Below are 18394 nucleotides of genomic sequence, written 5' to 3' on the forward strand. Positions count from 1 at the left end.
CTTCCCTAACAACAGAGTTTTACGACCCGAAAGCCTTCATCACTCACGCGGCGTTGCTCCGTCAGACTTTCGTCCATTGCGGAAGATTCCCTACTGCTGCCTCCCGTAGGAGTCTGGGCCGTGTCTCAGTCCCAGTGTGGCCGATCACCCTCTCAGGTCGGCTATGCATCGTTGCCTTGGTGAGCCGTTACCTCACCAACTAGCTAATGCACCGCGGGCCCATCTGTAAGTGATAGCCGAAACCATCTTTCAATCATCTCCCATGAAGGAGAAGATCCTATCCGGTATTAGCTTCGGTTTCCCGAAGTTATCCCAGTCTTACAGGCAGGTTGCCCACGTGTTACTCACCCGTCCGCCGCTAACGTCATAGAAGCAAGCTTCTAATCAGTTCGCTCGACTTGCATGTATTAGGCACGCCGCCAGCGTTCATCCTGAGCCAGGATCAAACTCTCCGAAGAAATGTTTGACTTGCTCATTTTAAAAAATAAAAATTAACGTTGACGTTTGTCGCTTTGTTCAGTTTTCAAAGTTCAAGCGCCGCTCTTAAGCGACTTTTTAATCTTACCAGTTTATCTCTTTCTTGTCAACAACTTTTTTAAGAAGTTTTTTCAAGTTTTTGATAAATTTAGTATCGCTCATCAGCGACGTATATAAATTTACCACGGATATTTTAAAGCGTCAATAGATTTTTTAAAATAAATCGTGTTTTTTTAGAAAAACCTTTTATCCAGACTATAAAATCATGTGTCAGGGCATCTATACGTCATAACCATACCGTATCAGATACCCTTTCTCTCTCTATCATTTCGCCACATAGTGTCTATGGTACAAACTCTTTCCTTTGGTTTCTACTTTTTTTACCATAATGATATCTTTTTCAATTAAAAACTCAAGGAGTATTCCTAAGTCAATAGCATAAGGGCGTATTTCGGGATGGTGAACAAGTTCATTAAACGTCCATTCCTGCTTTTCACTTTTCATAATATGAACAAGATGCTTCGCACCCAATTCAGTTTTTTTATTGACTAGAAATTCACTTGCTAAGAAAAGCAGCTCCAAACGCTTGCTAACCTCTTCTTGGCTAATAATTAGCTCTTCGTAAAGACGATGAATTTCAGGTTCTATTTTTTTCACTTGGTTCCACACTGTCACTTCTGGGTGAAATCCATTTTCCAACACAGACAGTCGTGCTAAATGATGAAGAGCATGAATGACATGATTGAATGCATCTAAATAATGATTAGACGCATAAAAGTCTTTTCCTTCTTTAAATCGGCGAATCAACTTAGCAAACTCGACACCTATTCTCTTTGTCCGATCTCTCTAGGGAAATCAATTAAGCGTTTCTTTAAGTTTTCCATATATTCGTTTCGATCAAATAGCACTTTACCATTTAAGATCCAATCAATAATACGGCGGTTCGTCCCATTCATAATCCATTCACTCATTTGCTGTTCAGAAGCCATATAAAGTGCAGCACGCTCATTTTCATATTCGTATTGTTTAATAAAAAGAGAAGTTTCTGTGGTTTTGGTCACAATAAATAAGATAGCATCCAAATTATCCGTCACTGGAGATTCTGATTTCTTTTTTTCAATCAGTAAAATACCGAGTGTGTCTTTATTGCTAGCTCTTTCTTGATATATTGGCCGTAAAACATCTTCCATTTTGAGCTCTCCTAACTGTAATAGACAAATATTTTTCAAAATTTTAAAGGCTATGGACTAAGATTTCTTTTTTTATTATATACGATGTATAACGGATATCCCACTCAGAATTATGGAAATCATTCAGAAAGCTCAAAAACTACGGATAATTTTCCGAAGATTCAATTTTTATTACCATTCACTGTCTCACTCTATGATATATTGGTAACAGGGGGGATACTGATGGGGATAAAGTATTCAAATAAAATTAACAAGATTCGCACGTTTGCACTCAGCCTGATCTTTGTTGGTTTCATTGTTATGTATGGGGGAATTTTCTTTCGGTCTTCAGTCTGGCTAATGACTATTTTTATGCTTTTAGGTTTACTGTGCATCGTAGCTAGTACCGGCGTTTATTTCTGGATTGGCATGCTTTCTACAAAAGCAGTTCAAGTAACCTGCCCTACATGTCAAAAGCAAACCAAAATGCTAGGGCGCGTAGATATGTGTATGTATTGCAACGAGCCGCTTACGCTTGACCGGTCTCTTGAAGGAAAACAATTCGATGAAAAGTATAATAGAAAAAAACAAAAAGAAAGCTGATAGTATCACTACTATCAGCTTATTAATGCGCTTTTTTAGCCGTACAATCAGGACACGTTCCGTAAATTTCCATTCGGTGGTGACTAATATCAAAGTCAGTAATATGAGCAGCCAGCTTTTCTACTTCGTCTAAACCAGGATAATGAAAATCCACAATTTTTCCGCAGCTTTCGCAAATCACATGGTAATGCTCTGTTGTAACATAATCAAACCGGCTTGATGCATCACCGTATGTTAGTTCCTTTACAATACCTACTTCGCGAAATACTCTTAAATTATTGTAAACGGTTGCTACACTCATATTTGGAAACTTACCTTCCAGCGCTTTATAAATATCATCTGCTGTTGGGTGTGTCATAGAATTGATTAAATACTCTAAAATAGCATGACGTTGTGGTGTAATACGAACGCCAGTACCTTTTAACGTTTCAAGGGCTTCTTGTAAATGATTTGACACGTCATGCACCCCTCTTCTATAAGTATTATTACTTTATAATTCTTATAATTAGTCTACATGTTTTACCCACGTTTTGTCAACTTGATGCCTATTCCTATTTTATGTAATAAGTAGAAATTATTCATATATGTTATGCAAAAAAAGAAGTGTGGAAATCAATCCACACTTTTAAATATATTAACATCTGAGGAGGTATGCCCTACACTGATATTGTATGTTCAAAGACTAAAACTGCTCTAGTTATCTGCCTGTTTTTATGCCATTTTTTCTTTAATAAATGATAAAGCTTCTTCCACATGCCCTTTTACTCGAACCTTGCGATACTCTTTTACGAGCGTTCCTTCTTTATCAATGATAAAAGTGGAGCGTTCAATGCCCATATATTCTTTTCCAAAGTTTTTTTTCAGTTTCCATACTCCATATTCTTCAGCTACGCTGTGATCTTCGTCAGCTAAAAGCAAGAATGGGAGACCGTGCTTATCAATAAACTTATGGTGTTTGTCGATTGGATCCGGGCTCACTCCTAAAATCACCGCATCTAGCTCTTCAAAATTTTCATGCTGATCTCTGAAATCACAAGCTTCCGTTGTACAGCCTGGCGTCATATCTTTCGGATAAAAATACAGCACAACGTTTTTTCCTTTCATCGAAGCGAGTGATACTTGCTCTCCATTTGTAGACATTAATACAAAATCGGGTGCTTTTTCTCCAACTACAGCTGTCATATTTATCTGCTCCTTTACGCTTTTCATTTTCTTTGAATAGCGTACCCAATATTAGATAAGATGACAAGTTTAAGTGCGGGTAACAGTTCGCATCACAAAGATTGCAGGCATAATGTAGCCGATAAACGCTTCAAAAGTTGCAAATAATTTCCCAATTCCAACCGGATACATATCTCCGTATCCTACTGAAAATAACGTCGCTGCGCTGAAATACATGCTGTTAAACAGCGTATAAAAGTAATGACCTTCATGTTCAAACCCTCCGCTTAACACTGGAATACTTCCCATCTCACACACTGTATAAATAAGGCTAAACCCCAATAAAACTGTGATATATGAATAAAACAAGACAAAGAAATGACCAATTGAGAAAAAATGAAATTCTCCAAGTTCTTTTTCAAAAAGAAACTTCATACTACCAATTACAAAAACAATGATAACGAGGATTAGAAAAATAACCATCATTCTACTCCTTTAATTTATACTCTACTACCACTATACGCGCATCCTTGTCCATTCATTACTACTCAGAAGCCACGAAAAAGAGCAGGCATTTAATTGCCTGCTCCTCTGTATTTTTTGACACCTGTATTCCATAAGAAAATAGAGATTACAAAAAAGACGATTCCCATCACCGGGGTTAAAAATGCATATCCGTACCATTCTGACCTTCCTAAGAAATAAGCAGCTGGATATACGCCTACAAATGCAAAAGGAAGAATCCACGTTAAAACATATCGGATGACATTGTTATAAATATCTACAGGATACCTTCCGTAGTTTCCAATATTATAAATAGTAGGCATAATAGAGGTCCTGGCATCCGACCAGAAGCCTATGCTTGCTAAGGCGATGAAAATTCCTGCGTATACAAGCGCTCCTCCTAAAATAAACAATAGAAAAATAAAAACATCATACCACTGGAAATGAAGATGTAAAGAAGACGCAGCATAAGCCATTACGGCAATCCCTGTGATACCACCAAACAATGATTCCAGTTCCATCCGCTCTAAAATAACTTGAAACAAACTGTGAATCGGCCGCGTTAAAATTCGGTCCATTTCACCTTTAACAATGTAGCGCTCGTTGAAATCCCAAATGTTAAAGAAAGACGAAAAAATAGCAAAAGGGACCAAAAAGAAACCATAAATAAAGATAATTTCCTCTCGTGACCATCCGTGCAGCGACTGAGTATGTCCAAATACAACTAAAATAAAAATCAAATTAACTGTTTGAAACAATAAGTCTGAAATGATTTCAACTACCATATCGGTGCGATACTGAAGCCTTGTTTTCATATATTGACTAATGTACTGAAAGAAAATCGAAAAATAAAACATTTTCATAGACTACCCTCCTTGAATAACCATTTTTTTCTTCGCTATGTTCCACAAACACGCAATAGGAATAAATAGAAGCCCTGACCAAACTGCTTGTGTAATAAGAGCATTTATTACTTCCTGCCCTTTAAATCCATTTGTGAAAATCATGCTCGGAATATAACTAATGGCCTGAAAAGGGAAATAGCTCATAATATGTTGCGCCCATAAAGGATAGAAACTGATGGGCAGAAGAAGTCCTGAAAACAAATCAATAACAACGCGCTTCGCTCGAATGAGTCCGTCATTGTTAAAGAGAAAGAAAGTAGTAATACCCGTTAATAAATTAATTTGTGTATTAATAATGAAACTAAAAATTAAAGACAGTCCAAAATAAAGCCATGTTGCGGCATTGGCTGAGAACTGTACTGGAAATAAAAACGCGACAATAATCATACCGGGCACTGAGAAAAACAGCAGCCGAAAAATCCCTTCTCCCAGTCCTTGCATTGTTTTCATACCAAGGTAGCTATAAGGCTTAATTAACTCTACTGCCACCTTGCCATCTTTAATTTCCATTGCCATTTCACGGTCAATGTTATTAAAATAAAAGGCTCTTGCCATCCATGAAACGGCTACATACGTTGTCATTTGGGTAATGGATAACCCTTGAATATTCTCTTTTCCTCCATAAATAGCGGACCATAAAAAGTAGTAAGCACCAATATTAATCGCATAAATCAATATTCCGCTGTAATAATTCGTCCGATACGCCAGCATCATTAAAAAGCGAATGCGTATCATCTCTATATATTTATCCATTCACAACACCTTCTTCATAAATGTTGCGGATGATTTCTTCCGTTGAAATTTCTTCAATGTTAATATCACTGATTTCGTGCTTTGCCACCACTTTAGCAATCAGCTGTGACAGTAAGTCTCCTTTATTTTGAAGCTGCGCTGTCCACAAATATTTTTGATCACCTTCAATCCAGTTAACAGGCATCCCTTGCGTCAATAGCTTCAACTGCTCTTTATTTGGCGCGGTTCCAAATTCAAACGTGACTTGTTTAAGGTCTCCCCAATTCGAACGCAGCTTTTGCAGTGATCCGTCATAAATAATACTGCCTTCATCGAGCATTACAACGCGTTCACATAAAGCTTCAATATCTGCTAAATCATGTGTCGTAAGCAAAATCGTCGTATTATATTTTTCATTAATTTCTTTTAAAAATTGGCGGATTTTTAATTTAACCAGCACATCTAAACCGATCGTCGGTTCATCTAAAAATAGAAGCGGCGGATTATGAATAAGAGCAGCAGCCAGCTCACAGCGCATTCTTTGACCTAGAGAAAGCTTTCGCACCGGCTTATCTAGCAGCGGTCCAATATCTAACGTTTGAATAACATGTTCCATATGAGCGTTATAATCTTCATCTGACACTTTGTATACTTTTTTTAACAAGCGAAAAGATTCTTGTACGGCAATATCCCACCACAGCTGAGAGCGTTGACCAAAAACAACTCCAATCGTTTGGGCAAACTTCTCCCTTTCTTTATGAGGATTCATTCCATTTACGGTAATCTCCCCTGAAGTAGGAGTTAAGATTCCTGTCAGCATTTTGATTGTGGTCGATTTCCCCGCTCCGTTTTCTCCTATATAACCTACCATTTCCCCTTGTTTTACGGTAAACGAAATATCGTTCACAGCTTTCATAACTCTATAATTACGGGTAAATAAGTCCCGGAATGCCCCTTTAAGGCCAGAGCGGCTAGAATAGGCTTTAAATTCTTTCCGAAGTTGATTCACCTCAATAGCATTTTTCATTGTATTCCCTCCGTTACGTCGACGTATTAGTGGTTTCTTTTATTGTTTCCGGCGCCCTTGCTAGCAACTCCTCTGCGAGATGAGGAACTATTTTCTAGCAGTTAGCTCACAAATTTCTATCATACACGTTCTCGAATGTTTTTCAAGAAACAAATAAGTTTGATAGAATAAAGAAGTTGAACTTTTCATTAGGAGGCATAACATGCAATTTACAAAATCAGAACAATTACACGCTGAAGCGCTCGAACATATTGTAGGCGGCGTTAACAGCCCTTCACGTTCATATAAAGCCGTAGGAGGCGGAGCGCCTGTTGCAATGGAAAAGGCAAGCGGAGCTTATTTCTGGGACGTCGATGGAAATAAATATATTGACTATTTAGCAGCTTACGGCCCTATTATTACAGGACACGCTCATCCTCATATCACGAAAGCTATTACAAAAGCAGCTGAAACTGGTGTTCTTTACGGTACGCCAACTGCTCATGAAGTCACATTTGCTAAAATGCTCAAAGAAGCGATGCCCGCATTAGATAAAGTGCGCTTCGTCAACTCTGGAACAGAAGCAGTTATGACAACAATCCGTGTAGCACGCGCTTATACTGGACGCGATAAAATCATTAAATTTGCAGGTTGCTATCACGGCCATTCCGACCTTGTATTGGTAGCAGCTGGATCTGGCCCTTCTACGCTCGGAACTCCTGACTCTGCAGGTGTACCAAAAAGTATCGCTAATGAAGTCATCACAGTTCCTTTTAACGATATTGAGCCTTACAAGGAAGCATTAGAAAAATGGGGCGATCAAATTGCAGCTGTTTTAGTAGAACCAATCGTTGGAAACTTCGGAATTGTTGAGCCAGAACCTGGCTTTTTAGAACAAGTTAACGAATTAACTCACGAAGCTGGAGCACTTGTTATTTATGATGAAGTGATTACAGCATTTCGCTTTATGTACGGCGGAGCTCAAGATTTACTTGGTGTAAAACCTGATCTGACTGCATTTGGAAAAATCATCGGCGGAGGTCTTCCAATCGGAGCCTACGGCGGTAAAAAAGAAATCATGGAAAAAGTGGCGCCGCTTGGACCGGCTTATCAAGCAGGTACAATGGCAGGAAACCCAGCGTCTATTCTTTCTGGGATTGCTTGCCTGGAAGTACTAAAGCAAGAAGGTGTTTATGAACAGCTAGATAAGCTAGGGGCGATGCTCGAAGAAGGTATTTTAAAACATGCTCGTACATATAACATGCCTATTACGATCAATCGATTAAAAGGCGCTCTTACTCTCTACTTTACAACAGAAACGGTTAAAAACTATGAACAAGCAGAAAATACAGACGGCGAATTATTCGCACGCTTCTTTAAACTAATGCTCCACCAAGGCGTCAACTTAGCTCCTTCGAAATATGAAGCATGGTTCCTTACTACAGCTCATACAGAAAAAGATATTACCGACACTTTAGAAGCTGTAGAAAAAGCATTTAAACAGTTAAGTGAAGAACGCTAATTTTTACTCTAAAGCACTCGTTTGAAAATGAGTGCTTTTTTATCTTGCCTTTGGGTTTCCTTATAGAACATTCCCACCTTTCATAACCATTTCTTACGCGTCATCTCCTTTTTGTCATCCTGTCGAAAAATCCCGAGAAATACCCTTATTTTTCTGCTTGTTTTCTCTTGATATCCATTCTTAAACCTTGTATAGTATGTTATTGTTTATATTATTTCCAACAGGTTATGTAATAAAGAAGGATTGATTTTTGCAATTTATCATTTGTTTTGGGGAACATTCTTCATAACGAAAAAACTTTTTTACAGAAAGGAACTACGAACGCACATGAAACTTGGTGCCCGCATCTTAAAAACGGGAATTGCCATTACACTTTCATTGTTATTAGGTGAATTTCTAAGTTTACCATCTCCAATATTTGCGGCAATTGCGGCAGTTTTTGCAATTCAACCGTCTATTTACAGATCTTATTTAACAATATTGGAGCAAATACAGGCGAATGTGATTGGAGCTGCTTCTGCAGTTTGTTTTGGACTTATTTTTGGTACCCACCCCATCATTATTGGTTTTACCGCTGTTGTTGTCATCGCAGTCAACTTAAAATTACGTATTAATAATACAATTGGGCTTGCGCTTGTGACAGTAATTGCAATCATGGAAAATCCAGGAGATAATTTCGTTGAATATGCGCTTATACGCTTTGGTACAGTGTTACTTGGGGTATTCTCAGCATTTATTGTCAATCTTATTTTTATTCCGCCAAAGTATGAAACAAAGCTGTATTATAAAATTGTAAGCACAACGGAAGAAATTATTAAATGGATTCGCATGAATCTTTATCACGCATCTGAGCACACATTGTTAAAAGAAGACATTGAAAAAATGAAAGACAATGTGGCTAAAATGAATCAACTTTTCGATTTTTACAAAGAAGAACGCACTTATTCAACCAAAAAACGTTTTGTTAAGTCACGCAAGCTCGTTTTATTTCGTCAAATGATTACCGTTACAACACGCGCTCTTACAACCCTGAAACTACTTCATCGAGTGGAAAATGACCTTCAAGTCATGCCGCAGCAATTTCAAGATTTAATCAAATCTGAAGTTGAGTGCCTGTTAATGTATCATGAGCAAGTATTATTAAAATTCATTGGGAAATTACGCGTACAGCCAACCACTACTGTACCAAACGAAGCCTGCGTTGGAAAACGAGCTTTAATCGATAAATTTATGCAGTACAAAATATACGATAATGATGAAGAGAATAAGATTATTTATCATATCTTCCCTTTAATTTCCGTCATCATTGAGTATAGTGAAGAGTTAGAGCATCTTGATAAGCTGATTGATACGTTCCAAAACTATCACAAAGATGATAACTCATTTGATATTAATCATCAGCGACAAGAAGATTAAAAACACCACCTATTGTTAGACAATAGGTGGTGTTTTTAAATTGTATCAAGCTGCTGAACGTTAAAGAGCTGATAGTAATGACCTTTTTTCTTAATTAACTCCTCATGAGAACCTCGTTCGACTACTCTTCCATTTTCTAAAAGTACAATTTCATCAACATGAGTAATTGTAGATAAACGGTGGGCTACAATGAAAGTCGTACGGTCTTTTGCTAGTTCAGCTAATGCTTCTTGAATATAGTGCTCACTTTCCAAATCTAGAGCTGAAGTGGCTTCATCAAAAATAAGAATAGCTGGATTTTTTAAAAATACGCGCGAAATGGAAATACGCTGCTTTTGTCCCCCTGATAGCTTCATTCCCCGCTCTCCCACTTTTGTATCATATCCTTCGGGCAAATTCATAATAAAATCGTGGGCATTTGCGGCTTTTGCCGCAGCAATTACTTCTTCATCTGTCGCTCCTGGCTTTCCAAGCAGTATATTGTTTTTAACCGTGTCACTAAACAACACCGTATCCTGCAGGACGATTCCAATCTTATCTCGCAGGCTGCGTACTTTATAGGTTTTGATATCAATGTCATCAATGAGAATTTTCCCCTCTGTCACATCATAAAAGCGCGGAATTAAGCTGATAAGCGTGGATTTCCCTCCTCCGCTCATTCCAACAAACGCAACGGATTTTCCTTTTTCTACATCTAAATTAATATCATGAATCACAGGTTTTTCTTCTTCTTCATAAGCAAATGAAACGTGCTCAAACTGCACCTTTCCATGAAGCTCAGTACATTCTTTTGCATCTTTCTTGTCTGTAATATCGTATTCTTCATCAATGAACTCAAACACCCGGTCCATAGATGCAACAGACTGCGTGAGCGTAGTCGATGAATTGACCAAGCGGCGAAGCGGATTATACAAGCGGTCAATATAGGCCACAAATGCTACCATCGTTCCTACGCTAAGACTTTCTGTGATGACTTGATATCCAGCAAATGTAATCACGATTAAAGGTGCCAAATCGGTAATGGTGTTCACTACTGCAAATGTTTTGGCATTCCAATTCGTATGATTGATTGCTTTTTGTAGAAAATTTGAATTTTGCTTATCAAATTGTTTCTGCTCATGAGGCTCAATAGCAAAGCTGCGAATAACAGAGATTCCTTGAACCCTTTCATGCAAGTGACCCTGTACTTCCGCTAAAGCCTGCGAACGGACTCGCGTTAAATGGCGCAGACGACTGTAAAAATATTTTACAGAGAACGCATAAACCGGCAGCAAAATAATCGATACCAGTGTTAAAGGTACATTCATCGTAAACATAATCACAATGGCTATTACAATCGTCATCATATCAAGCCATACGTTCATTAAGCCTGTGATAACAAAGTTTTTTGTTTGCTCTACATCATTAATGACTCGTGAAATCACTTCACCCGCTCGCGTGTTTGCATAGTAACGCAAGCTAAGCTTTTGAATATGGCTAAACAGCTGATCCCGAATATCATATAATACTTTGCTCGATACCCACTGAGCATAATACTGCCTGTAATATTCAATGGGAGGTCTTAACACTAAAAATATAACAAACGAAATCCCCATAATCGTCACCATTTTATGAACTTTTTCAGAGGAAGACATGCCATGTCCATTTACGATATCGTCCAAAACATATTTCAAAAGCAGCGGAATTAATAAAGGAATAGCAAATTTAATAATACCAATTAAGACAGTGCCGACAATTTGCCATTTGTATGGCTGTACAAACTTCATGTAGCGTCTTATACTTCCCATAAAATCTCCCCTTTCTATCTATGAGGGCAAGCTTTCTTAGTATATGTACACGCGTCGATTTTTTAGTGCTTTTATCTCTTCTAAAAGATGGCGACCATAACGCCAAAAAGAACATTATATCAAACAGTCAGCTTTAGACGGCCTAACATAATGTTCTCTAGCTCATTCATCAAGAATGCCGATATGTTAAAAAACGTTCATACCAAATGTCAATGAAATCTGGAGCAAACGGGCCTTTTCGCTGTCGAATCCAACCTTTTAACTCCTCGACGTGATTATGTAAAATACGGTCAATCACTTCTGGATAATTCATTTCTTTTCGATGCTTCTCATATTCATCTTCATCAAGAAGGGTGTATGTCATATCTGGATAGACTTTAATATCTAAATCATAATCAATATATTTGAGCGCTTCATTGTCATCATAAATGAACGGCGAACTGATATTGCAGTAATAATAAATTCCATCTTCACGGATCATCCCAATGACGTTAAACCACTGCTGAGCATGAAAATAACAAATTGCCGGCTCTCTTGTGACCCATGTTCGTCCATCTGATTCTGTAACGACTGTACGATCATTTCCTCCAATCACTAAGTTATTGGTTGCTTTTAATACGGTTGTCCGATCCCACACGCGATGAATATGTCCATTATGCTTGTAGCTGTGTATTTGAATTGTTTCTCCTTCCACCGGAATTCCCATCTCCAATACCTACTTTCATTTTAGCACTTAAAAAAATTCATATAACGTCTCCATTTGTCTTATGTTTATTATAACGGTTTCTCTCTCATTTTAACACAAATGTGCTAACCTTCTTGAGTTCAAAAAAGTCACTCCCCCTACTTTTCCTTTGCTTAGCAGCCTTAAAAAAGAGAGGAAGTGACACATCAATGTTCATTAAGCAAGTGTAGAGCAAGCCCCTTCACTTTTATATGTACGAATAATGTCTTCGGTTTGTGCTTCAAACGTCAATTGAATCTCTTTTAATTTTAGCTTCATTTCACTAATTTCATCTTGCACAGAATGAAGTTTTGCTTCTTCATGAAGTTTTACTAGTTCACCTTCGATTTCCTGACAGCGCTCAATCTCAGACTGCAAAAACAGAAGTTGATCCATGGTCTCCAATTGTTGAGTCACTAGCTGATCAAATTTTTTCATACGATAGCTCCTCCCTATTTGCTTTAACCATACACGCGGCACTTCTGTTAACATTCTGTTTAGGTGAGACAGATTCCTTTGACGAGTTGTGTAAAGTTTCAAGAAGTTTTGTCATACTTTGTTGCTTTTTATATAAGAAAAAGCGAACTTAACATCGCCGTTTGAAAGACGTTAAGTTCGCTTTTGATATTAACCTTGGTATTTACCAGCGTTTTGGTTTTTCTTTGCTTCAGCTTGTGCGTTTTGTTGTCTCACTTCTTGAGCACTTGTTTCGCTAGCAAATTCAGTACCGAAGTTGTTTTTAGATGCTTGAGCATTTTGGCTTTTGTTTGCCGCTGCTTGTGCGTTTTGTTGTCTCACTTCTTGAGCACTTGTTTCGCTAGCAAATTCAGTACCGAAGTTGTTTTTAGATGCTTGAGCATTTTGGCTTTTGTTTGCCGCTGCTTGTGCATTTTGTTGCTTCACTTCTTGTACATTTGTTTCGCTACCAAATTCAGTACCGAAGTTGTTTTTAGATGCTTGAGCATTTTGGTTTTTCACGTGTTGTGTGCTTGTACCAGATGCTGTTTTGTTAGTTTGTTTTGCCATTGTAATCACCTCCACGAAAATTAATATGCCCGGGAGGTAAATAGGGTATGCAAACTTTTTTCAGTATTTTAAAGCGCAAGCACAAAATACATTTACCTTACATTAAAAGTGAACGCCCTCCGTCAATAATAAGCGTTTGACCGCAAATCATATTTGCTTGATCGGAGACTAAGAACATCACTGCATCTACCATGTCTTTTGGCTCCACCATACGACCAGCTGGAGTATGTTTGCGCGCATCATCTAACAGTTCATCACGATTTGGGAAGTGCTTTAATGCTTCTGTATCCACAGCACCTCCAGATACAGCATTTACCACAATATTTTTTGGAGCAAGCTCCACTGCTAAATAGCGGGTCAATGCTTCTACAGCAGCTTTTGACACGCCTACTGTTGTATAATTTTCCAAATAGCGAATAGAACCGAGCGAACTGATGGTAACAATCTTTCCTCCGCCTACTTTTTCCATACGTTTAGCCGCTTCTTGTGCACAGAATAAATATCCTTTGCTATTGATGTCCATTGTCCAATTCCAGTGAGTTTCTTCTAATTCCATAATAGGACGTAAAACTCCTGAAGCTGCATTACTTACAAATACGTCTAAGCGACCGAATGCGTCATCAATTTGCTCAAACATTTCTTTAATTTTCTCTACTTTTCCTACGTTTGCTTTAACAACTAATGCTTCTCTGCCTAATGCTTTGATTTCTTCGGCTACTTCCTGCGCTGCACTTTTGCTTCGTGCATAGTTTAATACAATATCGTATCCTTCTTTAGCAAGACGTAAGGCAATCTCTTTACCAATACCTCTGCTGCTTCCCGTAACTAGTGCTACCTTTTGTGACATGATGTCATCTCCCTTATGTATCATATTATCTTTACATTGTACTGATTTTATCGCATAAGAAACAAGTAATATAGGGAAAATAGATAAAACTTGATAAAATGAACGAGGTGAATAGAATGTATGTAGGTCGAGACATGACGGCTCTTTCAATGATTTCTAAAAGCGAGTGGAAAGACAGCGAGCTTGCGTTTTTCCATCACTCTTTACAGCAAATGACGCCGTATTTAAATGCTGAAGGACAAAGTATTCATCAGCAAATTATTAAAGAAATTGAAGCACGAGGCGGGTTACAGCGCCACGAAGCAGATTATACACACGGCACGCACGTATCATATGATTAAATAAAAAGAAGCGCGGAGTTTATCCACGCTTCTTTTATTTAACAAGCAAATATTCTTTTAAGATTTTTTGATGGGAAACCGGAAATGCATATTGTTCTAAGTCTTTTTCAGAAACTACTTTCAAATTTTTTAATGCACTGATATCACTTGCAAGCTCTGCTTCATATACTGTGATGTTCCAGACGATATGAGAAAACACGTGCTGAATTGTGGTAAACGGCGCATGAATTTTAATATCAGCTCCGTACTCGTTTTGAATAAATGCCTGAAGCTGCTGATGATCTGGCGCTATACTAAGATCTACTTCTATATTTGGAAATTCCCATAGATTAGCTAAAAGTCCTTTGCTTGGACGCTTATGAATTAGATAATTTCCTTCACCGTCTTTAATCACCGCTGCAGCAAGCTGAAGAGCACGCGGCGCTTTTTTCTTTGATTTAACGGGAAGCTCATTCTGCACTCCTTCTTCAAAAGCGCGGCAGTGTTCGCGAACTGGACATAACAAACAGGAAGGAGAAGTTGGTGTACAGACAATGGCACCAAGTTCCATCATACCTTGATTGAAATAGGAAGGATTATCTGTTGAAATAATTTCATGCACGATTTCTTCAAACAACTTTCTTGTTTTCGGTTTTGCAATATCATCCCAAACGGATAAAATGCGCGATAGCACACGCATGACATTTCCATCTACAGCAGGCTGCGGCACTCCGTATGCAATACTTAAAATGGCCCCTGTTGTATAAGGACCCACTCCTTTTAGTTTGGAGATTTCTGCTGGCGTATTTGGAACTTCTCCCCCGTATTGTTCGTGAACTTCTCGAACCGCAGTTTGCAAATTACGGGCACGAGAATAATAGCCTAATCCTTCCCACGCTTTTAACACATCATCTTCATTCGCATAAGCTAAGTCTTTGATAGTGGGAAATTTGCTAATAAAATTATTAAAATAAGGAATGACCGTATCTACTCTCGTTTGTTGAAGCATAATTTCAGATACCCACACCTTATAAGGGTCCTGATCTTGACGCCAAGGTAAAATGCGCTGTTCCTGCTCAAACCAAGAGATTAAGTCATTTTGAAATGCTTGAATATCAAAATTTTGTACAATATCTTTACTTTGTTTCACGTCATAGCCTCCGAGGTATTAACTATACATATACAATGTGTTGCTTTTTGAATCTTAGTAACTTTATGATAACCTTATAACAACTACAAATATGAATAGTAAAATGAATTGTTCAAATAATGAATAAAAACAGCCGATTTGCTGCGTTAATAATAAAATGAGATTTTTTGCGTTAAATCAAGCTTTCATGCTGAATTAGAATAATCTAAGATCGTCATCATCTTACAAAGGAGGAGTTCGCTCTGGATACTGGTACACACATTGCAATGGGAATCGCTCTGGGCGGCCTTGCAACATTAGACCCCACTGTATCTGCGAATACAGCCACAATGGATGCTGTGATGATTGGCGTAATGGCCGGGTCATTAGCACCTGATTTAGACACTGTTTTAAAGCTGCGAAATAATGCACAGTATATCCGCAATCACCGTGGAATTACACATTCTATCCCGGCTGTTATTTTATGGCCTTTGCTTATCGTGTTCATTCTTTCGCTTCTGCTGCCAGGAGCTAACTTGCTGCACCTATGGATGTGGACCTTTGCAGGCGTCATTATTCACGTTTTTGTTGATATCTTTAACGCTTATGGCACGCAGGCTTTACGGCCTTTCACAAATAAATGGATTGCTCTTGGCGTAATCAACACGTTTGATTACGTGATTTTCTCAGCCCACGTGCTCGCAATTTTAATCTGGTTTATTGGAGCAGAGCCAGGACCAACATTCATTACGCTATATGTGTTATTGGCGTTTTACTATGGACTGCGCTTTTATATGCGCCACCAAATCGCCAAGAAGCTTCGAAAACAGTTTCCTGATGTTATCAAGCTCAATATCTCTCCTACGCTGCGTTTCACTCACTGGCACTTAGCCGTGACGACCGAAAAGTACTTTCATGTAGGAAGAGCAATCGGAGAAGAAATTTTTATTTATGATACGTTTGATAAAGTTCCAATTCCTGAATCGGCCGTAATTGAAGTAGCGAAAAAAGATGAAAATTTATCTGCTTTTCTTTCCTTTTCACCTATTTATAGATGGGAACTGGACGAATATAACGACCACATTGAAGTGCGCTTTATTGATTTACGCTACCGCAGCAAAGACTACTATCCATTTGTAGCCGTGGTCCAGCTTGATTACGATTTAAATATTATTTGTTCGTACACTGGTTGGATTTTCAGTGAGAAAAAATTGCGTAAAAAGCTTGATTACCTCCCGCACTAATCATAACAAGAACAAATATGAAACCCAAAAACGAACCGTCTTGAGAAGACGGTTCGTTTTTATTTAATGTTTTAAATAGTCATCGTTATTTAATAAATGCTGATATTTAGGGTTTTTAACCGCGATTTCATGAAGTTTGTCACCGTAGCTGTTGATGTACATCGTAACAACCTTTTCCGTCGCTTCTTTCCCTTTATAATCATATCCTGCTTTTGCGTAAGATGACTCAAAATCTTCCCAGAAAAGTTCGACCCATGTACGGGCTTGAGCGTATGAAAGCGAACTATTTTTGCTTAATAGCTGATTCGTTAATCTTTCGAATATATCGTTCATAAGAACACCTCGATTACCAAAATTCTTTATGAGTATGTTTGCACTTTTAACTTACACTATAAATGCGGAGTTATTCACTCCCTCATGTACTATATCATAACCGCAACGCTTTCTGTTGTAAAAGGAGAGGTATCGATGCGCAATAAAGCAAAAGATTTTACAAACCAACATCATACTAAGTTTGAAGGCGAACCTCGAGCAAAAGCAGAATACGCTTCAAAACGTGCAAATGGAACGATCAATACGCATCCGCAAGAACGTATGCATGCTTCTAATGAGCGCGAAGAATAACCGCTTGCTTTGCTTATTTGTTTAAAAGTAAAGCGAATATAGATATCAAACAAGCAGCACACTTCGTGCTGCTTGTTCGTCCCTTTATTTTTTCAACATGGAAATAGGCAATGCCTCTTCGTTTTGCGGTGAGCCAAGTCTAAACCCCCATGCAAAAACTCCGTTCATATAATCAATTTTAAAATATGAACCCGGATCTCCTTGAATTTCATATACTTCCCCTGCTTGAAACGTTTCAGGATCCAATAAGTACGATCTAGCCATTGTTACTTTTCTTTCTAATACTGCATACTCATTGACCATGCCAAGCTGTTCAGCTTTTCGTGCTTTTTCTTGAAGAGACCCAATTTCTTGTTGAAGTTCATACGTCGTCATATCACTGTAACGTTTTTCAGACATGCTGTTTTCCCCCTTGTTTGCTTTCATTTTATTATAACAAAAGGTATAACTAAAGGGAGACTATGAAAAGGGAGTTTTGGGAATGAAAACAGTGCTAATCACAGGCGGTGCGACGGGTCTTGGAAAAGAACTCGCAAAACTTTACGCAAAAGACTGCAACGTCATTCTAGCTGGACGCAATCAACAGAAATTAACTGAGGCGCAGCATGAGCTAGGAGAAAACGTATATACGATGTCTGTAGATATTACACAGTATGAAGAAGTAGGAAAATCTGTAGAAAAACTGCTGATGCAGCATTCAGTAGATATCCTTATCAACAACGCAGGCATTGGACATTTTGGTCCTTTGACAGATTATACAAAACAAGCAATCGATGAAGTCATCGATACAAATGTAAAAGGAACTATTTTTTTAACGCAAGCGCTTATGCCTCATCTCTTGACGAGACCTGAACCTAAAGTTATGAATATCATTTCAACTGCAGGACTTCGAGGGAAAGCCAATGAAAGCGTCTATGTGGCAAGTAAATTTGGCGTAAGGGGATTTACAGAAAGTTTAAAAGTGGAGTACCAAGATACCAACCTTCATGTGACGGCAGCTTATATGGGAGGCATGAATACTCCTTTTTGGGATCACAACAACCACATTAAAGATAAAAGCCGCTTGCGCTCAGCTTCAGAAATCGCTGAGATTATTTATAAACAGCAGAATGACTCAGAAGATATTTTGTTTTAAAAAGATTGAAGCATCACAATAAAAAAATCCGAACGAGTTGGATTCTCTATCAAGAATCTCGAT

Annotated in this window: 21 protein-coding genes, 1 rRNA gene and 1 pseudogene (1 of these 23 running past the window's edge); 7 read left to right on the top strand and 16 right to left on the bottom strand. The window is 38.2% G+C overall.

The annotated features are described in order from the left end of the window. Nucleotides 1-458: ribosomal RNA gene (locus ACXAE4_RS25815) — 16S ribosomal RNA — on the bottom strand (it extends 1094 nt beyond the left edge of the window). Nucleotides 459-801: 343 nt separating this feature from the next. Further along, nucleotides 802-1667 (bottom strand): annotated as a pseudogene (locus ACXAE4_RS25820) (nucleotidyltransferase-like protein). Nucleotides 1668-1889: 222 nt separating this feature from the next. Between ACXAE4_RS25820 and ACXAE4_RS25825 the strand changes: the two are divergent. Beyond that, complete coding sequence (locus tag ACXAE4_RS25825) at nucleotides 1890-2249, top strand: YgzB family protein (RefSeq protein ID WP_014461817.1); 360 nt, start codon at nucleotides 1890-1892, stop codon at nucleotides 2247-2249. Between the two features lie 22 nt (nucleotides 2250-2271). Here ACXAE4_RS25825 and perR read toward each other — a convergent pair whose 3' ends face one another. The 6 genes from perR to ACXAE4_RS25855 all read right to left on the bottom strand — a co-directional run bounded on the left by perR (nucleotide 2272) and on the right by ACXAE4_RS25855 (nucleotide 6578). Further along, the gene (gene perR / locus ACXAE4_RS25830) at nucleotides 2272-2706 is read right to left on the bottom strand and encodes a peroxide-responsive transcriptional repressor PerR (RefSeq protein WP_013055172.1); all 435 of its coding nucleotides are present in this window, start codon (nucleotides 2704-2706) and stop codon (nucleotides 2272-2274) included. Between the two features lie 254 nt (nucleotides 2707-2960). Further along, complete coding sequence (gene bcp / locus ACXAE4_RS25835) at nucleotides 2961-3431, bottom strand: thioredoxin-dependent thiol peroxidase (protein WP_028412424.1); 471 nt, start codon at nucleotides 3429-3431, stop codon at nucleotides 2961-2963. A 69-nt stretch (nucleotides 3432-3500) separates the two neighbouring features. Beyond that, complete coding sequence (locus ACXAE4_RS25840) at nucleotides 3501-3893, bottom strand: ion channel (RefSeq protein ID WP_013081554.1); 393 nt, start codon at nucleotides 3891-3893, stop codon at nucleotides 3501-3503. Between the two features lie 92 nt (nucleotides 3894-3985). Further along, nucleotides 3986-4771: an ABC transporter permease gene (locus ACXAE4_RS25845; RefSeq protein ID WP_013055169.1), complete on the bottom strand. Its 786-nt coding sequence runs from the start codon at nucleotides 4769-4771 to the stop codon at nucleotides 3986-3988. 9 nt (nucleotides 4772-4780) lie between these two features. Continuing rightward, nucleotides 4781-5572 (bottom strand): ABC transporter permease, encoded by a 792-nt coding sequence (locus ACXAE4_RS25850; protein WP_013055168.1) that lies wholly within the window; start codon nucleotides 5570-5572, stop codon nucleotides 4781-4783. Continuing rightward, nucleotides 5565-6578 carry an ABC transporter ATP-binding protein gene (locus tag ACXAE4_RS25855; RefSeq protein ID WP_028412425.1) on the bottom strand — a complete coding sequence of 338 codons (1014 nt, stop codon included), beginning with the start codon at nucleotides 6576-6578 and terminating at the stop codon, nucleotides 5565-5567. The genes ACXAE4_RS25850 and ACXAE4_RS25855 overlap by 8 nt, the downstream gene beginning before the upstream one ends. A gap of 202 nt (nucleotides 6579-6780) precedes the next feature. On the opposite strand from ACXAE4_RS25855, the gene ACXAE4_RS25860 reads away from it, so the two are divergent. Together ACXAE4_RS25860 and ACXAE4_RS25865 are read left to right on the top strand one after the other, a co-directional pair. Further along, a complete protein-coding gene (locus tag ACXAE4_RS25860) occupies nucleotides 6781-8079 on the top strand; it encodes a glutamate-1-semialdehyde 2,1-aminomutase (RefSeq protein WP_028412426.1) in 1299 nt (432 codons plus the stop codon). A gap of 327 nt (nucleotides 8080-8406) precedes the next feature. Next, the gene (locus ACXAE4_RS25865) at nucleotides 8407-9495 is read left to right on the top strand and encodes an FUSC family protein (RefSeq protein ID WP_028412427.1); all 1089 of its coding nucleotides are present in this window, start codon (nucleotides 8407-8409) and stop codon (nucleotides 9493-9495) included. 35 nt (nucleotides 9496-9530) lie between these two features. Here ACXAE4_RS25865 and ACXAE4_RS25870 read toward each other — a convergent pair whose 3' ends face one another. From ACXAE4_RS25870 to fabL, 5 genes are all read right to left on the bottom strand, one after another. Beyond that, nucleotides 9531-11282 (bottom strand): ABC transporter ATP-binding protein, encoded by a 1752-nt coding sequence (locus ACXAE4_RS25870; protein ID WP_013081549.1) that lies wholly within the window; start codon nucleotides 11280-11282, stop codon nucleotides 9531-9533. Nucleotides 11283-11451: 169 nt separating this feature from the next. Beyond that, nucleotides 11452-11988: a nucleoside tri-diphosphate phosphatase gene (ntdP, locus tag ACXAE4_RS25875; protein WP_013055163.1), complete on the bottom strand. Its 537-nt coding sequence runs from the start codon at nucleotides 11986-11988 to the stop codon at nucleotides 11452-11454. Nucleotides 11989-12183: 195 nt separating this feature from the next. Then, nucleotides 12184-12444: a YgaB family protein gene (locus ACXAE4_RS25880; RefSeq protein WP_014461824.1), complete on the bottom strand. Its 261-nt coding sequence runs from the start codon at nucleotides 12442-12444 to the stop codon at nucleotides 12184-12186. Between the two features lie 189 nt (nucleotides 12445-12633). Then, nucleotides 12634-13032 (bottom strand): gamma-type small acid-soluble spore protein, encoded by a 399-nt coding sequence (locus ACXAE4_RS25885; protein WP_475237251.1) that lies wholly within the window; start codon nucleotides 13030-13032, stop codon nucleotides 12634-12636. 97 nt (nucleotides 13033-13129) lie between these two features. Next, on the bottom strand, nucleotides 13130-13879 hold the full coding sequence (gene fabL, locus ACXAE4_RS25890) for an enoyl-[acyl-carrier-protein] reductase FabL (protein WP_028412429.1): 750 nt from the start codon (nucleotides 13877-13879) through the stop codon (nucleotides 13130-13132). A 116-nt stretch (nucleotides 13880-13995) separates the two neighbouring features. On the opposite strand from fabL, the gene ACXAE4_RS25895 reads away from it, so the two are divergent. Further along, complete coding sequence (locus ACXAE4_RS25895; RefSeq protein ID WP_014461827.1) at nucleotides 13996-14220, top strand: hypothetical protein; 225 nt, start codon at nucleotides 13996-13998, stop codon at nucleotides 14218-14220. Nucleotides 14221-14254: 34 nt separating this feature from the next. Here ACXAE4_RS25895 and mutY read toward each other — a convergent pair whose 3' ends face one another. Beyond that, on the bottom strand, nucleotides 14255-15349 hold the full coding sequence (gene mutY, locus ACXAE4_RS25900; RefSeq protein WP_028412430.1) for an A/G-specific adenine glycosylase: 1095 nt from the start codon (nucleotides 15347-15349) through the stop codon (nucleotides 14255-14257). Nucleotides 15350-15591: 242 nt separating this feature from the next. On the opposite strand from mutY, the gene ACXAE4_RS25905 reads away from it, so the two are divergent. Next, a complete protein-coding gene (locus tag ACXAE4_RS25905; protein ID WP_028412431.1) occupies nucleotides 15592-16572 on the top strand; it encodes a metal-dependent hydrolase in 981 nt (326 codons plus the stop codon). 63 nt (nucleotides 16573-16635) lie between these two features. On the opposite strand, the gene ACXAE4_RS25910 is transcribed toward ACXAE4_RS25905, so the two are convergent. Continuing rightward, a complete protein-coding gene (locus tag ACXAE4_RS25910; protein WP_028412432.1) occupies nucleotides 16636-16905 on the bottom strand; it encodes a YfhJ family protein in 270 nt (89 codons plus the stop codon). A gap of 135 nt (nucleotides 16906-17040) precedes the next feature. On the opposite strand from ACXAE4_RS25910, the gene ACXAE4_RS25915 reads away from it, so the two are divergent. Then, the gene (locus tag ACXAE4_RS25915; protein WP_028412433.1) at nucleotides 17041-17196 is read left to right on the top strand and encodes a small, acid-soluble spore protein K; all 156 of its coding nucleotides are present in this window, start codon (nucleotides 17041-17043) and stop codon (nucleotides 17194-17196) included. A gap of 84 nt (nucleotides 17197-17280) precedes the next feature. Here the strand turns inward: ACXAE4_RS25915 and ACXAE4_RS25920 are convergent, their stop codons facing one another. Then, on the bottom strand, nucleotides 17281-17595 hold the full coding sequence (locus ACXAE4_RS25920) for a YfhH family protein (RefSeq protein ID WP_028412434.1): 315 nt from the start codon (nucleotides 17593-17595) through the stop codon (nucleotides 17281-17283). 82 nt (nucleotides 17596-17677) lie between these two features. On the opposite strand from ACXAE4_RS25920, the gene ACXAE4_RS25925 reads away from it, so the two are divergent. Continuing rightward, nucleotides 17678-18331: an SDR family NAD(P)-dependent oxidoreductase gene (locus tag ACXAE4_RS25925; protein WP_028412435.1), complete on the top strand. Its 654-nt coding sequence runs from the start codon at nucleotides 17678-17680 to the stop codon at nucleotides 18329-18331. Nucleotides 18332-18394: the final 63 nt, after the last annotated feature.

The organism is Priestia sp. ABM2_011, from assembly GCF_056158845.1.

Bases quoted from the DNA above. Each gene is read 5' to 3' on its own strand.
- ACXAE4_RS25825 (WP_014461817.1), top strand. From the start codon at position 1,890: ATGGGGATAAAGTATTCAAATAAAATTAACAAGATTCGCACGTTTGCA.
- bcp (WP_028412424.1), bottom strand. From the start codon at position 3,431: ATGACAGCTGTAGTTGGAGAAAAAGCACCCGATTTTGTATTAATGTCT.
- ACXAE4_RS25840 (WP_013081554.1), bottom strand. From the start codon at position 3,893: ATGGTTATTTTTCTAATCCTCGTTATCATTGTTTTTGTAATTGGTAGT.
- ACXAE4_RS25845 (WP_013055169.1), bottom strand. From the start codon at position 4,771: ATGTTTTATTTTTCGATTTTCTTTCAGTACATTAGTCAATATATGAAA.
- ACXAE4_RS25850 (WP_013055168.1), bottom strand. From the start codon at position 5,572: ATGGATAAATATATAGAGATGATACGCATTCGCTTTTTAATGATGCTG.
- ACXAE4_RS25855 (WP_028412425.1), bottom strand. From the start codon at position 6,578: ATGAAAAATGCTATTGAGGTGAATCAACTTCGGAAAGAATTTAAAGCC.
- ACXAE4_RS25860 (WP_028412426.1), top strand. From the start codon at position 6,781: ATGCAATTTACAAAATCAGAACAATTACACGCTGAAGCGCTCGAACAT.
- ACXAE4_RS25865 (WP_028412427.1), top strand. From the start codon at position 8,407: ATGAAACTTGGTGCCCGCATCTTAAAAACGGGAATTGCCATTACACTT.
- ACXAE4_RS25870 (WP_013081549.1), bottom strand. From the start codon at position 11,282: ATGGGAAGTATAAGACGCTACATGAAGTTTGTACAGCCATACAAATGG.
- ntdP (WP_013055163.1), bottom strand. From the start codon at position 11,988: ATGGGAATTCCGGTGGAAGGAGAAACAATTCAAATACACAGCTACAAG.
- ACXAE4_RS25880 (WP_014461824.1), bottom strand. From the start codon at position 12,444: ATGAAAAAATTTGATCAGCTAGTGACTCAACAATTGGAGACCATGGAT.
- ACXAE4_RS25885 (WP_475237251.1), bottom strand. From the start codon at position 13,032: ATGGCAAAACAAACTAACAAAACAGCATCTGGTACAAGCACACAACAC.
- fabL (WP_028412429.1), bottom strand. From the start codon at position 13,879: ATGTCACAAAAGGTAGCACTAGTTACGGGAAGCAGCAGAGGTATTGGT.
- ACXAE4_RS25895 (WP_014461827.1), top strand. From the start codon at position 13,996: ATGTATGTAGGTCGAGACATGACGGCTCTTTCAATGATTTCTAAAAGC.
- ACXAE4_RS25910 (WP_028412432.1), bottom strand. From the start codon at position 16,905: ATGAACGATATATTCGAAAGATTAACGAATCAGCTATTAAGCAAAAAT.
- ACXAE4_RS25915 (WP_028412433.1), top strand. From the start codon at position 17,041: ATGCGCAATAAAGCAAAAGATTTTACAAACCAACATCATACTAAGTTT.
- ACXAE4_RS25920 (WP_028412434.1), bottom strand. From the start codon at position 17,595: ATGTCTGAAAAACGTTACAGTGATATGACGACGTATGAACTTCAACAA.
- ACXAE4_RS25925 (WP_028412435.1), top strand. From the start codon at position 17,678: ATGAAAACAGTGCTAATCACAGGCGGTGCGACGGGTCTTGGAAAAGAA.